Raw genomic sequence first — 14,971 nt, forward strand, 5'->3', positions numbered from 1 at the left:
GGGGCCTGGCAACCCGCTACGACAAGACCGCCACCAGCTACCTTGCCGGACTCCACCTACGCGGTGCCATGATCTGGATCCGCAGCCTCCGACCGACATGATCCGAACCTGGAACAGGCCCTAGGGCGGGTTGCGAAGGTCCCTCCTGGCCTGCGGACGCCTGGCACTACTCGCCCGTCGCTCTTCGGGTACGGGAGGTGCCCTCGCGCTGCGCTGTCAGATGCATCCGAGTACGTCCGGCACCAGGATGGTGCTCGGCCCCGCGAGCGCGCATGCGCCGTGCACCGGAGGCCCCGGCCCCACTGGTGCCGGGCGGAGCCGGCCTCACCGCCCGCCCGAGCCTGCTCCGCCCCCTTGCCCGACTGCGTCTCGGCGTCCCCGGTATGTATGCATTGCGGAGTGTCGTGGGGGAGCGGCCTTGCGTTGTGTGCATCGTGTTTCACGTGAAACGTCGCTCACTGCTGCAGGGAATCATCAGTCGTGGCCGTGCGGCTGCCGCGCCGCGGGACCGCATGCCGCTCGCGAGGGTTGGTGAGTTGTCCACAGAGGTGGATTTCTCCACAGAACCACCGGCCTCGCTGGTTCGTGACCCCGAAACCATGGCAGGCTCTGTTCATCGCGAGCCTGAAGTCGAGGAGAGTGAATCCTTGCGGTCCGACGCCAACATCGCGGGACCGATGACCGATCCGGTCCCTGGTCCCCGTACCGAGTCGGCGGGGGAGGATGTTTCACGTGAAACACCGCCGCCGCTGGACGACACCCCCATTGGTCGTGCTGCCCAACTGGCGATGCAGGCTCTGGGGCGTGCCGGTGAGGGCCTTCCCCGGCCTGAGCGGACGCGTGTCATGGTCGTCGCCAACCAGAAGGGCGGGGTGGGGAAGACGACGACGACTGTCAACCTTGCCGCCTCGTTGGCGTTGCACGGTGCGCGAGTCCTGGTGATCGACCTTGATCCGCAGGGGAATGCGTCCACGGCCCTCGGTATCGACCACCACGCCGAAGTGCCCTCGATCTACGACGTCCTCGTGGAGAGTAAACCGCTGTCCGATGTGGTCCAACCGGTCTCGGACGTCGAAGGGCTCTTCTGTGCCCCGGCTACCATCGATCTCGCCGGGGCAGAGATCGAGTTGGTGTCACTGGTGGCACGGGAGAGCAGGCTGCAGCGAGCGATCAAGGCGTATGAGCAGCCGCTGGACTACATCCTGATCGATTGCCCGCCGTCGCTTGGTCTGCTGACTGTCAATGCCCTGGTAGCGGGTGCCGAGGTACTGATCCCCATCCAGTGTGAGTACTACGCGCTCGAGGGGCTGGGGCAACTCCTCAGGAACGTCGACCTGGTGCGGGGGCATCTGAACCCCACGCTCCATGTCTCGACGATTCTGCTCACCATGTACGACGGTCGCACCCGGCTTGCCTCCCAGGTAGCCGAGGAGGTGCGCAGCCACTTCGGGGAGGAGGTACTGCGAACGAGTATTCCGCGGTCCGTTCGCATCTCCGAGGCCCCGAGCTATGGGCAGACCGTCCTCACCTACGACCCGGGATCGAGTGGATCGCTGTCGTATCTTGAGGCTGCCCGTGAGATCGCGCTGCGCGGAGTGGGGATTCACTATGAGGCCCATCCCGCCCATGCGCTCAGTCAGAGAAGCCAGCAGAGTGTGTCGGAGGGGATCCAGTGAGCGAGCGACGTAGAGGCCTGGGGCGTGGGCTCGGTGCGCTGATCCCGGCAGCTCCGCAGGAGAAGCCGGGCCTTTCCGCCGGGGCCGGGTCTCCGGTTCTGACGACGGAGCGCGGCGTGGCCGCGGCAAAGGTCGCGGCGCTTCCTGCCGGGCCCCGCCCACCCGAGCAACGCCTGGCAGAGTCCGAGCCGGAGGTTCCTCCTGAGGCGACTACTCCGGCCGGTGCGCACTTCGCCGAGGTGCCGCTAGACGCCATCACTCCGAATCCTCGTCAGCCGCGTGAGGTGTTCGACGAGGACGCGCTGACGGAGTTGGTGACCTCCATCAGAGAAGTGGGACTTCTCCAGCCGGTCGTCGTACGGCAATCGGGTCCGGAGCGGTATGAGCTCATCATGGGTGAGCGCCGCTGGAGGGCCTGCCGCGAGGCCGGCCTTGAGCGCATCCCTGCGATTGTGCGTGCCACAGAGGATGAGAAGCTTCTTCTGGACGCGCTCCTGGAGAATCTTCACCGTGCTCAGCTGAACCCGCTGGAGGAGGCCGCCGCATACGACCAGTTGCTCAAGGACTTCCACTGCACCCACGACCAACTGGCCGACCGGATCGGACGCTCACGGCCTCAGGTGTCCAACACACTGCGTCTGCTCCGGCTCTCACCCCCAGTGCAGCGCCGGGTGGCCGCCGGTGTGCTGTCCGCCGGTCACGCCAGAGCTCTGCTCTCGGTGGAGGACTCCGATGAGCAGGACAGGCTGGCCCACCGAATCGTGGCGGAGGGCCTCTCGGTACGAGCGGTGGAAGAGATCGTGACCTTGATGGGGTCACGTCCGACGAGTCCACAGAAGTCCCAGGGACCCCGCGCCGGCACACGGCTGTCCCCCGCACTCACGGATCTCGCATCCCGTCTCTCTGATCGTTTCGAGACCCGGGTGAAGGTCGACCTCGGCCGGAAGAAGGGCAAGATCGTCGTCGAGTTCGCCTCGATAGAGGATCTCGACCGCATTCTCGGCACGCTCGCCCCCGACGAGGAGCGGGTCACGGCAAAGGAGCCTCCCGAGAAGGACGAGCAGGTCTGAGACCTCGACCCCGCTTCACCCGTCGAGGGCGGATCGTGCCCCGTGGACGGACACGATCCGCCCTTTGGCATCTCACAGTAGGCGCGTCCACGCTGGGTGGATACGATGCGTTCTGGTACGGCGCATCCACCTTGACCCATCTCAGAGAAGGGCGAGCCATGCGATCGGTGAGCCGCGGCCACCTACTGACAGCCGGACTGGGCATTGGCGCGGTCGGCGGATTCATCGGCAGCCTGCTCCGTGAGCGGAGCGCGCTGTCCGCTGCTCTTGACGCGGCAGTCGAAGGAAGTGAGGAGCAGCCCTCATGGGACGTCGGCTCGTACCGCTCACGCTGGACAACTTTTCCGACCTCCCCAAACGCTGCCGGGCCTGTGTCTTCTGGGAGCTTGATCCAGTCAGCGGAGAGGCAGCAGTAAAGGCGGGCAAACCAGAACTCGAGAAGGAGGCCTGGATCTCGGCTGTGCTGCTCGAGTGGGGCTCCTGCGGTCGTGTCGTCTACGTCGACGATGTTCCCGTCGGCTTTGTGCTCTACGCACCGCCCGCGTACGTTCCCCGCTCGACGGCCTTTCCCACCAGCCCGGTGTCTCCTGATGCCGTACAGCTGATGACCGCCTGGATCACCCCCGGATACCAGGGGCAGGGGCTGGGGCGAGTGGTGGTGCAGACGGTCGCCAAGGATGTGCTTCGTCGGGGGTTCAGGGCTATCGAGGCGTTCGGCGACGCACGCCGGACCGAGGCGGCCTGTGTGCTGCCGGCCGACCATCTCCTTGCGGTGGGCTTCAAGACGGTCCGCCCTCACCCCACCTACCCCAGGCTCAGGCTGGAACTCCGCACCACGCTCTCCTGGAAGGAAGACGTGGAGCTTGCTCTCGACCGGCTTCTGGGGGCAGTGCAGAAGGAGCCCGCTCTTCGGCCGTTGTAGCCGTGTCCTTGAGCCGGTGCACGGGTTCGCCTATGCGCGGGGTCGGAGACACCGAATGGGCCAGCCGGGAGCGGCGGCCCATTCGTGTTTCACGTGAAACCAAGCGCGTCAGGGCTTGGCGACCTCGTCGCCGATGAAGGCATCGAGTTCCCGGAGGAGCATGGCCTTCGGCTTGGCGCCCACGATGGTCTGGGCCACCTCGCCGTTCTGGTAGACGTTCAGTGTCGGGATGGACATGACGCCGTACTTCGCGGCCGTGGCCGGGTTCTCGTCGATGTTGAGCTTGACGACCTCGAGCTTCTCGCCGTGCTCGGCCGCGATAGCCTCCAGTGAAGGGGCGATCTGGCGGCATGGCCCGCACCATTCGGCCCAGAAGTCGACCAGCACAGGCTTGTCGCTCTTGAGGACTTCCGCTTCGAAGGTCGCATCGGTCACGGTCTTGAGGGCCACGGTGGACTCCTTAACGTACGGGTTGGGGTGGAGGGCGAAGAGGGGTCAGACGGACGCTGCCGCGGCCTTCTCCTCGTCCGCGAGGGCGGCGAGGAAGCGTTCGGCGTCCAATGCTGCGGAGCACCCAGTGCCGGCAGCGGTGATCGCCTGCCGGTATGTGTGGTCGACCACGTCGCCCGCACCGAAGACTCCGCTGAGACTCGTGCGTGTCGACGGGGCGTCCACCTTCAGGTAACCCTCCTCGTCCAGTTCCAGCTGACCCTTGAAAAGCTCGGTGCGCGGGTCGTGGCCCACGGCGATGAACAGTCCGGTGACGGACAGCCTGCTGCTCTCGCAGGTCTTGGTGTCGCGGAGGGTGAGGCCGGTCAGCTTCTGGTCGCCGTGGAGCTCGGCGACTTCGCTGTCCCAGGCGAATTTGATCTTGGGGTCGGCGAAGGCGCGCTCCTGCATGGCCTTGGAGGCACGGAGGCTGTCGCGGCGGTGGACGACGGTGACGGACCTGGCAAAGCGGGAGAGGAAGGTGGCCTCCTCCATCGCGGTGTCGCCGCCACCGACGACCGCGATGTCCTGGTCCTTGAAGAAGAAGCCGTCACACGTGGCGCACCATGAGACACCGCGCCCCGAGAGTGCGTCCTCGTTCGGCAGGCCGAGCTTCCGGTGCTGGGAGCCGGTGGCGACGATGACGGCCTTGGCGCGGTGCACCGTACCCGCCGTGTCCGTGACCGTCTTGATCTCGTCGGTCAGACTGACGGCGACGATGTCGTCGGGGATGAGTTCGGCGCCGAACCGCTCCGCCTGCGCCCGCATGTTGTCCATGAGATCCGGTCCCATGATCCCGTCACGGAAGCCCGGGAAGTTCTCCACGTCGGTGGTGTTCATCAGGGCACCACCAGCGGTGACGGCACCCTCGAACACCAGCGGGTCCAGCGAAGCGCGCGCGGTGTACAGCGCGGCCGTATAGCCGGCCGGCCCGGAGCCGATGATGATCACGTTACGGACGTCGCTCACGGGTTACTTCCTCGTCTCTGCAGACTGCCTGCTGCCTCAGGGGCCGGTCAACGACTCTCACCCCACCCAACGGATCCTACGGGGCTCGCATTCCCGCGATCGCTGAGCGGCACGGAGGCCGTTCTCAGGGGCGGGGGTAGGTATGGGTGAGCAGCAGCTCTCCCTTGCCCTCGGGTGCGGTCTCCACGCATGCCGCTGCTACGACGTAAGCCTGTACGCGGGAGATCTCCTCAGGGTGCGGCAGCACCACCAGATAGGCCGGAGTGCCCTCGAATGTGCCCTGATCGACGGCGATGGCCGCCTCGACACGGCCCGTGCCCTTCTGGATGCAGGCGGGTACCCGCAACGAGGGTGAACGCAAGGGGGAGGCTTGCGCGCCGACGCTGGTGTTCCTCTCCACTCGAGGGTCGGGTGCCGCCCGGCTTCCGGAGTCTTCTGGTTCCCTCTCGGAGGACAGCAGCGAGGTCACCCGAGCCTGAAGCGTGGCCGCCGTGATCTCATGGGCGCCTGCTGCAGCACTCGCGGCGGTGTCCGTCCTCGTCCCGGTGCTGTCGCCGCCTGCGCCCGGGGAGGTCTGAAGGAGCAGCACGGTGACGCCTGCGGCGGCAGCGCCGAAAGCGGCTGCGACGAAGGTGCCGCGACGCCGACGCCGGGCCGCGGGACGGTGACCCGGCCCGGTGGGCGCAGGGGCGTGTCCTGCGGGGCGATCGGAGGGAGGGCTCGCGGGCCGGCGGGAGACGGGCGCCGTTTCACGTGAAACAGCGGTCGGCGCGCTGTCGGGTGCAGTGGCGTCGAGCAGGGCCTCGGCAGCCAGAGCCGCGTCGATCCGGCCGACGATGTCGGCGGGCATGCGCGGGGGGCCGGGCAGGGTGCCGAGTAGACCTCGAATCTCCTCCAGTGAGCCACGGACATCCGTGCACAGCCGGCAGCCCTCGAGATGTCTCCGCACGGATGCCTGGCGGCTCGGCGGGAGGAGGCCTTCGGCGAGGTCGGCGATCTCGGACACATCAGGATGCTGAGCCGTGCCGGTCGTGGAGGTCACGTGCGTCCACCTCCGCCCTTCACAGCTGCAGGACCGTGGGGCGGCCCTGGATCGCTTTCTCCGGTCAACGGTGGGACGGATGCCCCAGGCGTCCGGTTCCTTCCCCCTGTGGGGTCATTGCTATCCCTCGCATCACGGCGGAGATGCGTCAGCAGCGGAACCAGACGGGCCCGGCCTCGTGCGCATCTGCTCTTCACGGTTCCGGTCGGGACATCCAGCACGCGAGCCGCCTCCGCGACCGGGTAGCCCTGCATGTCGACAAGCACCAGAGCGGCCCGCTGATCGACCGGCAGGGTGGCGAGGGCGGCCAGGAGCTCGCGATGGAGGTCCTGGCGCTCCGCGGGAGCCTCAGCGGACTCATGGGGCTCCAGAAGCTGCTCCAGCCGCTCGGTGTCGTCCATCGGCGAGGTCCTGCGGGACGCCGCCTTGCGGGCTCGGTCAAGACAGGCGTTGACGGTGATGCGGTGGAGCCAGGTCGTCACGGCCGACCGTCCCCTGAAGGTATGGGCGGCACGGAAAGCGGAGACAAGGGCGTCCTGCACCGCATCCGCGGCTTCCTCCCGGTCCCCCAAGGTGCGCAGGGCCACGGCCCAGAGCCGGTCGCGGTGGCGCCGCACCAGCTCACCGAAGGCGTCCGGATTCCCCGCGACATGGCGGTCCAGGAGTTGCTGGTCGCTTGCGTCGTCGAGCGCGGCGTTGTCCAACCGTGAGCCCCCTCCCCGTCCTGACGCTGGTGTCAGCCGGTGAACTTCACATCGGTGATCGCCTGCTTGTAGCCGGCGCTGCTGAAGGTGGTGTCGTGCGACACATAGGGCATCGCGGTCATCCACAGCAGCACATACCGGCTCTTCACCGGTTCCTTCGCAGTGAGCTTCAGCGAGGTCGCATTGGTCTGACCGTCCGCGATCTTCTTCATGGAATCGACCGAACCGGACGGTGACAGGGAGTCCGCCGCATACAGTGCGATCTTGGTGTAGTCGCCTCCGTAGCGGAGCGCTATCGTCGCCGATGTCACCTCCTTCTCCGCGCCGAGATCGTAGACGATTCCCACGCCCTTTTTGATCTGCGGATGCAGGTCGGGCCCGTCTCGGTAGCTGTTGGTGCGCCAGAAGGAGCCTGAGTCGCCGTCGTGGGTGTTGCCGGCGTCTTCTGCGTTCTGAGCGGTGCCGTCCGGCGCGAACTCCCTGGCGTGCTGGACGGCCAGCGGCACCGGTGTCTCCGGCTTGTCGTCCTGCTTCTCGTCCGTGGTCCGGCTGTTCCCTGGTTCGTCGCTCGTCCGGCCGCGGTCCAGCAGCTTGTCGGCGATCTGCCAGCTGCCGAGCCCCAGAGCGGCGATGAGCAGGGCGGACACCGTCCACTTCAGGAGCTTGCCGGTGCGGCTTGCCAGGGGTGCCGGCGGCATCGCCACCGTGGCGGTCGTACGGGTCGGCGTCCGGCCGTAGGTGCCCTGCTGGTAAGTGGTGCGCTGGTACTCCGGCGGGGCGGTGAAGGCGGGCTCCGGAGGGCGGATGCGGGGCATGGCCGCCACCGCCTTGGCGAGCTCGTCCGGGGTGGTGAGGGGGAGTTCCTGCCGCGACGCAGTGGCCCCGTCGTTGACCAGCGCCCGCATGGCGAGTTCGGACAGACCGCGGTGGACGCCGGCGCGCACCTGGTCGGGGGCGATCAGGCCGACGCCCTTGGGCAGCCCCGAGAGACCGTAGGCATCGCTCTCGTAGGGCCATCGCTGGGTCAGCGCCGCGTACAGCAGAGCGCCGATCGCCTCGGTGTCCGTGCGCTGGGGGCGGTCGGCGCTGATGCCCCGCAGCGCGGCGTTCACGGCGAGGCCGCGGATCCGGTACTGCCCCGTGGAGCTGCGGAGTACGGCCCCGGGAGTGAGCCTCAGATGAGCAAGGCCCTCCCGATGGGCCGCCGCCATGGCCTGGGAGAGCTGGCCGACCAACTGGTAGGCGTCATGGGCCTCCATCGGCCCTTCGGCGAGCAGTGCCGTGAGCTCGGTGGCATCGGGCAGCCACTCGTGGACGACGTAGACGAGGTCGTCTTCCTCGACGGCGTCCAGCACCTGAACGAAACGTGGGTCGCCGAGCAGTGCCGCGGAGCGGGCCGCGGCCAGCACGGATCGCGTCCGGGGATGGTCCGCCGGCAGGATGTGCACCCCGACGGCCCGCCGCAGCTTCTCGTCGACGGCCCGCCAGCTGCTGAATCCGTCCAGACGGGTGACGCACTCCTCGAGCCGGTAGCGTCCGGCGAGCGTATGGCCGCTGTGGAGTTCGGGCGCGGTGCCGACGGGCCGCTCACGGTTGTTCCGCTCGCCGCCTCCGTCGTGAGCGTCCCTCTCGGCCATCTCGTCGGCTTGCGCCTCCCCGTCGGTCGCGGCCTTGTCCGCCTGGGCGGCCAGCGGGTCGTCACCGCTGTTGTCGGCCACGTCGACGGCAGCCGTGCTACGTTCCGCCACCGTCGTTCCCTGCCTCCCCATCCGTTGAGCCATATCCCACAGCCATGCCAATTGTGCCCACAGTCCGCTGCTATGCACGACACGCGGTGGCGGACGATGGTTGTGCTCGGCCCGCTGGTGCTATCGGCCGAGTCGGCCGCGCACCATCCCGACCAGGGTGTTGAGTTCCTGGATCCTCATCCTTCTGGCCGCCACGAAGAAGACTCCGAGGAGCATCGCACCGCCCGCGACGAGTGCGACGAGCGATCCGAATGCGTCCTCGCCCAGGGAGCCCAGCACGAAGTAGGCCACGGCACCGGATGCCGCGGCCGCCGGTACGGAGGCCAGGCACAGCCGCGCATAGGTCCGCACCACGCTGGTGCCGTCGAGGTCGCCGCCCAGCCTTCTCCGCAGCCGCCGCCACGCGACCCCGACGCCGACGGCGTAGGCGAGACCGTAGGAGCCGGCCATGCCGACGACGGCCCACTCGGCCGGAAGGAGCAGGTAGCAGGTGGCCGATGCGGCGGCATTGACCGTGGCGACGATGACGGTGTTGTAGAAGGGCGTCCGGGTGTCCTCATAGGCGTAGAAACCGCGGAGGACGACGTATTGCACCGAGTAGGGGATAAGGCCGAGACCGAATGCCATCAGGATGAAGCCCATGGACCGTGCCGCCTCGGTGCCCGCCGACGCGTACAGCAGGGTGCACATGGGGACGCCGAGCGCCAGGAAGGAGAAGGCGACGGGGACGATGGCGACCGCCGAGTTGCGAAGTCCCTGGGAGATGTCGTCGCGCACCGCGCCGGCGTCGTCGTCGTGAGCGGCCCGGGAGATCCTCGGCAGTAGAGCGGCCATCACGGACACCGTGATGATCGCCTGGGGCATGGCCCAGATCAGCTGCGCGTTGGTGTAGGCGAGGAAGCCGGCTCCGTCCTTGTCCGAGGCCGCACCGGCGGCGGTGGAGAGCTGGGTGACCACGAGCACACCGGCCTGGTTGGCGAGCACGAACAGCACGGTCCACTTGGCCAGCCTGAAGGTCTTTCCGAGGCCCTGACCCTTCCAGTCGAAGCGGGGGCGGAAGCGGAAGCCCGTCTCGCGGAGGTACGGGATCATCGCGAGCGCCTGTACGACCAGGCCGAGCAGGGTGCCGACCGCGAGCAGCCGCACGCCCTCCGGCGGGATCGTCTCAACGCTCATCCGGGACTCGGAGAAGCTGCCGTAGACCCAGATGAACATTCCGAAGGTGAAGATGATGACGATGTTGTTGAGGACAGGCGTCCACATCATCGCGCCGAACCTGCCACGGGCGTTGAGGATCTGCCCCATGACCACGTGCACACCCATGAAGAAGATCGTGGGCAGGCAGAAGCGGGCGAAGGTGACGGCGACACTGTTCGCCGGCGGCTCTCCGGCGATCGTCGGCGACAAGGCCTTGATCAGCAGCGGGGCCGCGAACACGGCGATCAGGACGATCGCGCCGAGAGCGACCATGACGAGGGTCAGCAGCCGGTTGGCGTATGCCTCGCCGCCGTCCTCGTCGTTCTTCATCGAGCGGACGAGTTGGGGGACGAACACCGAGTTCAGCCCGCCACCCACCGTGAGGATGTAGATCATCGTCGGCAGCGTCAGGGCGATGGTGTAGGCGTCACCGAGCACCGCGGCGCCGAGAGCGGCAGTGATCACCAGGCTGCGGACGAAGCCGGTGACGCGGGACACCATGGTTCCGGCGGCCATCACGGCGCTGGACTTCAGCACCCCCGAGGCCCGTCCACCACTCCCCTTGGGGGGCACGGGAGCGGGCACCGGCTTCGGCTCCGGTTCCGGCACCGCCATGGGGCGCCCGCCGGCCTGCTGGTCCCGGTAGAGGTGGGCGAACGCGTCATGCTCCGGTGCGGCCTCGCCGGCCCTGGTCACCAAGTCGTCGACGCCGGTGAACTGCACGGTCCGGGCATCGTCCCCGTAGGGCAGTCGGCGCGATGGGCCATCCGGTTCCGGCGGCGGGGTCTGGGCCCAGATCCGGGGGTCCGGCGCGGGCTGCCGAGCGGACGGCTGCCGGTACAGCGGCTGCACCTGCTGGAAGCTGCCGGGGGGTGGTGGGGGGTGCGCGGCGCGGTCGTAGAGCGCCTCCGCCACGGGGTCCTGGGCGGAGAGGTCCCGGGCACGATACGGGTCGTGCTGGTACGCATCCTGGATGTACGGGTCGTCGGCAGCTTCGCCGGCCTGCGGCGGCACCTGGGCCGCTGACGGCTGCTCCGCCTGCCGAGGGCCGTGCGGAGGGTACGGAGCGCCCGAGGGAGGCGCGGTGCCGTCCGCGCCCTGCCCGCGGTCACCGTCGTACGGCGCGTTCATGGTTACCCCACCTCATCGTCCGGCCCGCCGGCCATGACATCGCTCAACGGTCCACCTTCTCACCCGCACCCGACGCGTCGGCGCTTTCCGGTGCGGTGTCCGGTGTCGGGTCACTCGGCTGCTCCGAGGCGTCGGATACCGCACGCTCGTGGGTCTCGTCAGTGGCGCCGTCCGCGGCGGCAGCATCCCGGGCCGCCGCCCGCTTGCGCTGGCTGTACATCCTGACGCCGGCCAGAACCAGCAGGAGCACACCGCCGGCGATGACGAGCATCACGGTAGGAGTGATCTCGGAAGCCTTGACCGTGAAGGTCATCGGCCCGCCGTAGAGCTTGCCGTCCTCGGTGTACAGCTGGGCCGTGACCCGCACCGGACCGTTCGCGTTGGCGTCCGCCGCGAATTTCACCGACTGGCTGTGCCCACCGTCGATCGTGATGGGCTGCTCGGCGACCACGTTGCCGTCATCGAGCCTCAGCCGGGTCGGATTGGAGGACTTCAGCCGCAGGACGAGGTTCTCGACGCCCTGAACCAGCTTGTTCTGCACCGTCACGGGGATGGTGGCGCTGCGCCCGGACAGGGTGAGCGCCGATTTCTGGATCAGCCGCACCTCGGTGGTGAGGTCCTTCAGATGGCTGTGCACACCGTCGCGGTACTGGGAAGCGACGCCCGCCCTGCCGCGCCAGGAGGTGGACATCTGCCGGTTGATCGCGTTGCCGAACGGCGTCACGACCCGGTCGGGGGAGGTGAGGATGACCTTGAAGTTGTCCAGGGTCTCCTGTGTGTTCTTGATGTCCTGGAAGGTCTGCACGGGAAGCTCGAGGGCCCTGAGGTCCTTCGGGTACTGCGATGCGGACGGTACCCGGGTCGTGGCATCCGGGTCGGGCGTTGCCTCCGAGGCCCCGATCAGGTCAATGGGCTGTGTCCAGCGCTCGTCGGCCAGTCCCTCAAGCGCCTTGGCCATGGTCTGTGCCTGGCCTGCCGTGGGCATCCGCTGGGGGGCGACCACGATGCTGCGCTGGGCGTTCGGTGCCTGCTGAGTGAGGGCCAGCGACTGGGCCAGGAACTGCTGGATCGCGCTGGTGGAGGCACCGGCCGTGCTCAGGTCCCCGGAGAAGGCCTTGGAGAGCCGTGCGTCCGCGACCACGGCTGTGGTTCCACCGCCGATGGGGCGGGCGGCCGAAGGCGTGTACGAGACGGATCCGGTCTCCCGGAGGCTGTCGCTGCGGGCGATGATGTTGTGGGCGCCGGCCGAGGTGGCGACATCGACGATCGAGTGATCGATGGCGCCCTCCACGGGCCAGGCGAAGTCCGTCGACGGTGTCACGTGGAGGATGGTCTCCACCGTCGTTTCGGCAACCGCCGTGGCCGGCTGCAGATGACCCAGCGAGCCGGACACGTCCTTGCCCCGGTGGGCGAGGGACGCCAGGTCCGGGTCCGCGAAGGGGAGGGCGACGACCGGGCCGTTCTGCACCGCCTTCTCGAGGGAGTCGAGCCATCGCTTGGCCACGGCCTGGTTGCGCCCGGGGACCGTGTCCCCCGACTCCGTTCTGACTTCGTAGCTCCTGGTCATCGCATCGACGGTGGCGAGCAGATCCGGGTCGACGACCCAGGTGATGGGGAGTCTGCTGCCGAGTGACACGAGCTGTTCCAGCCGACCCCCGGTCGCGAGTTCCGTGGCGAGTGCGTCGTTCTCGAAGACCGGGGTCTGCTGCTCGTCTGAGCCGGTCTCCGCCGACAGACGGCTGGTGGACACCAGCGGCCAGAGGAAGGCGACCTGGGTCTTCTTGCCCGCGGATTCCGGTTCCCAGGGGAGGAAGGTGCGCTCGATGCCGAGTACCTGGTCGTGGGTGCCCCCGGCAGTCCGGCCGGAGAGGGACACACCGAGCTGGTAGACGCCCGGCTTGCCGAGATCCAGTGTGCCGACCGGGACGGTCAGGGTGAAGTCCTCGCTGATCCCGGTGGCCAGCCGGTCTATCGTGACGCGGTAGGGGTCGCCGAGTGCCTTTGCGTCGGAGCCCGCGGTGTATCCGGTGGCTTTCGCTACCTCGTCGATGTGAGGCCGGCCCGAGAGGCGCGGTCCGACGCGCAGGTCGACCTCCGCGTCCGTGACGGTGTCCTTGCCCTTGTTGATGACGGTGCCCGAGATGGTGAGCGTGTCGCCCTTCACCGGCGCGCTGGGGGAGAGGCTGTTCAGCGCGATATCGACGGTGTCGGAACCGTCCAGGGCCTCCGCGGGGGGAGCCGTCGGCAGCCACAGCATGCCCGCGAGCAGCAGGGCACCCATGAGGAGTGCGGCTGCGCGCCGCACCCGCCAGCGGGCAGGAGAGGGAGCCGTCCCCTGGAAGTGTGCCGCCTCGGCCACGCGCTCGTCCGTCCCTCGTCGTCTCTTGCCGTTCGCTGGGTGCGTCCACGCATGGTAACGAGGTGCGCTGTGACGAAGTGCTCGGGACTGCTCCACATGATCGGCAGGGAGAGCGGGGACGCGGTGCCCGGGAGCGGGAAACAGGGGAGCCGTGGGCCGGGCGGTGCACGTACCCTTTTCTGTTGTGCCGAACGCCAACGAAGACAACCTCACCGAACTGAGCCAGGCGCAGCGCCGTCCCCTGAGCGAGCTGCTGCGCGTTTCCCCGGTCGCCGATGATCTCGCCTGCCGATTCCAGGAGGCCGGATTCCGTCTGGCGCTGGTCGGTGGCTCCGTGCGGGACGCTTTGCTCGGCCGGCTCGGCAACGATCTCGACTTCACGACCGATGCCCGCCCAGCGGATGTTCTGAGGATCGTCCGCCCATGGGCGGACTCCGTATGGGATGTGGGCATCGCGTTCGGTACGGTCGGGTGCCAGAAGGACGGCCTGGTCGGGGAGAGTGTCCAGCGCTTCCAGATCGAGATCACGACCTACCGTTCCGAGGCGTACGACCGGACCTCACGGAAGCCGGACGTTTCCTACGGCGACTCTGTAGAGGAGGACCTGGTCCGTCGGGACTTCACGGTGAACGCGATGGCCGTCGCACTCCCGGAGAAGCATTTCATCGATCCCCATCAAGGAGTGCGGGATCTTGCCTCGCGGGTACTGCGCACCCCGGGGGCCCCGGAGGACTCGTTCTCCGATGATCCACTGCGTATGTTGCGAGCGGCCCGGTTCGCCGCGCAGCTGGACTTCGACGTCGCACCCGAGGTTGTCACCGCGATGACGGAGATGGCCGATCGCATCGACATCGTGTCGGCCGAGCGGGTCCGTGATGAGTTCAACAAACTGATTCTCGCCCCGAACCCCCGCAAGGGGCTGGCACTGCTCGTCGACACGGGGCTCGCAGGCCGCTTCCTCCCCGAACTTCCGGCGCTGCGGCTGGAGAGTGACGAGCACCACCGGCACAAAGACGTGTACGAGCACTCGCTGATCGTGCTGGAACAGGCCATTGCGCTGGAGGAGGACGAGCCCGACCTCGTCCTGCGGCTCGCGGCGCTCCTCCACGACATCGGCAAGCCGAAGACCCGGCGCTTCGAACCGGACGGCCGTGTGTCTTTCCACCATCACGAAGTGGTGGGCGCCAAGATGACCAAGAAGCGACTTGCGGCACTCAAGTACTCAAACGACCAGGTCAAAGACATTGCCCGGCTCGTGGAACTTCATCTGCGCTTCCATGGGTACGGCACCGGTGAGTGGACCGACTCGGCAGTGCGTCGTTATGTGAGGGACGCCGGGCCGCTGCTTGAGCGCCTGCACAAGCTGACCCGCTCCGATTGCACCACGCGCAACAGGAAGAAGGCGAGCGCCCTGTCACGCACCTATGACGAGCTGGAGCAGCGCATCGCCCAGCTTCAGGAGCGGGAGCAGCTGGACGCGATCCGACCGGATCTGGACGGCAACCAGATCATGGAGGTCCTGGGGACCGGTCCTGGGCCCGTTGTCGGAGAGGCGTACGCCTTCCTGCTGGAGTTGCGACTCGAGAACGGGCCGATGGGCCGGGATGACGCGGTGGCGGCCCTGAAGGAATGGTGGGCCGCTCAGGGCTGATGGCGAAAAGGGG

The 14,971-nt window shown here is 68.0% G+C and carries 11 protein-coding genes; 4 read left to right on the plus strand and 7 right to left on the minus strand.

Annotated elements, in window-relative coordinates:
- The first annotated feature begins 599 nt into the window (after positions 1 to 599).
- From SCWH03_RS23430 to SCWH03_RS23440, 3 genes are all read left to right on the plus strand, one after another.
- A complete protein-coding gene (locus SCWH03_RS23430; RefSeq protein ID WP_173266368.1) occupies positions 600 to 1,676 on the plus strand; it encodes a ParA family protein in 1,077 nt (358 codons plus the stop codon).
- A complete protein-coding gene (locus SCWH03_RS23435) occupies positions 1,673 to 2,746 on the plus strand; it encodes a ParB/RepB/Spo0J family partition protein (RefSeq protein WP_173266287.1) in 1,074 nt (357 codons plus the stop codon). The genes SCWH03_RS23430 and SCWH03_RS23435 overlap by 4 nt, the downstream gene beginning before the upstream one ends.
- A gap of 304 nt (positions 2,747 to 3,050) precedes the next feature.
- The gene (locus SCWH03_RS23440) at positions 3,051 to 3,668 is read left to right on the plus strand and encodes a GNAT family N-acetyltransferase (protein WP_173266288.1); all 618 of its coding nucleotides are present in this window, start codon (positions 3,051 to 3,053) and stop codon (positions 3,666 to 3,668) included.
- Positions 3,669 to 3,776: 108 nt separating this feature from the next.
- On the opposite strand, the gene trxA is transcribed toward SCWH03_RS23440, so the two are convergent.
- The 7 genes from trxA to SCWH03_RS23475 form a co-directional block, all read right to left on the minus strand.
- Positions 3,777 to 4,118: a thioredoxin gene (trxA, locus tag SCWH03_RS23445; protein ID WP_173266289.1), complete on the minus strand. Its 342-nt coding sequence runs from the start codon at positions 4,116 to 4,118 to the stop codon at positions 3,777 to 3,779.
- 45 nt (positions 4,119 to 4,163) lie between these two features.
- A complete protein-coding gene (gene trxB, locus SCWH03_RS23450) occupies positions 4,164 to 5,126 on the minus strand; it encodes a thioredoxin-disulfide reductase (protein ID WP_173266290.1) in 963 nt (320 codons plus the stop codon).
- 124 nt (positions 5,127 to 5,250) lie between these two features.
- A complete protein-coding gene (locus SCWH03_RS23455) occupies positions 5,251 to 6,168 on the minus strand; it encodes an RsmA family anti-sigma factor (RefSeq protein WP_173266291.1) in 918 nt (305 codons plus the stop codon).
- The gene (gene sigM, locus SCWH03_RS23460; RefSeq protein WP_173266292.1) at positions 6,165 to 6,872 is read right to left on the minus strand and encodes an RNA polymerase sigma factor SigM; all 708 of its coding nucleotides are present in this window, start codon (positions 6,870 to 6,872) and stop codon (positions 6,165 to 6,167) included. The genes SCWH03_RS23455 and sigM overlap by 4 nt, the downstream gene beginning before the upstream one ends.
- Positions 6,873 to 6,904: 32 nt before the next feature.
- Positions 6,905 to 8,620, minus strand: coding sequence for a protein kinase family protein (locus SCWH03_RS23465; RefSeq protein ID WP_173266293.1), 1,716 nt, complete (start codon positions 8,618 to 8,620; stop codon positions 6,905 to 6,907).
- A 120-nt stretch (positions 8,621 to 8,740) separates the two neighbouring features.
- Positions 8,741 to 10,948: a murein biosynthesis integral membrane protein MurJ gene (gene murJ, locus SCWH03_RS23470; protein WP_173266294.1), complete on the minus strand. Its 2,208-nt coding sequence runs from the start codon at positions 10,946 to 10,948 to the stop codon at positions 8,741 to 8,743.
- A gap of 43 nt (positions 10,949 to 10,991) precedes the next feature.
- Positions 10,992 to 13,307, minus strand: a complete 2,316-nt coding sequence (locus tag SCWH03_RS23475; protein WP_173266295.1) for a DUF6049 family protein — start codon at positions 13,305 to 13,307, stop codon at positions 10,992 to 10,994.
- Between the two features lie 184 nt (positions 13,308 to 13,491).
- Here SCWH03_RS23475 and SCWH03_RS23480 point away from each other — a divergent pair, with 184 nt between their 5' ends.
- Positions 13,492 to 14,958, plus strand: a complete 1,467-nt coding sequence (locus SCWH03_RS23480) for a CCA tRNA nucleotidyltransferase (protein WP_173266296.1) — start codon at positions 13,492 to 13,494, stop codon at positions 14,956 to 14,958.
- Positions 14,959 to 14,971 lie beyond the last annotated feature (13 nt).

It is taken from the genome of Streptomyces pacificus (assembly GCF_011766325.1).
Classification (GTDB): Bacteria; Actinomycetota; Actinomycetes; order Streptomycetales; family Streptomycetaceae; genus Streptomyces; species Streptomyces pacificus.

Excerpts from the sequence above, each read along its gene's own strand:
- murJ (WP_173266294.1), bottom strand. The coding sequence starts at position 10,948 with ATGAACGCGCCGTACGACGGTGACCGCGGGCAGGGCGCGGACGGCACC.
- SCWH03_RS23430 (WP_173266368.1), top strand. The coding sequence starts at position 600 with ATGGCAGGCTCTGTTCATCGCGAGCCTGAAGTCGAGGAGAGTGAATCC.
- SCWH03_RS23440 (WP_173266288.1), top strand. The coding sequence starts at position 3,051 with ATGGGACGTCGGCTCGTACCGCTCACGCTGGACAACTTTTCCGACCTC.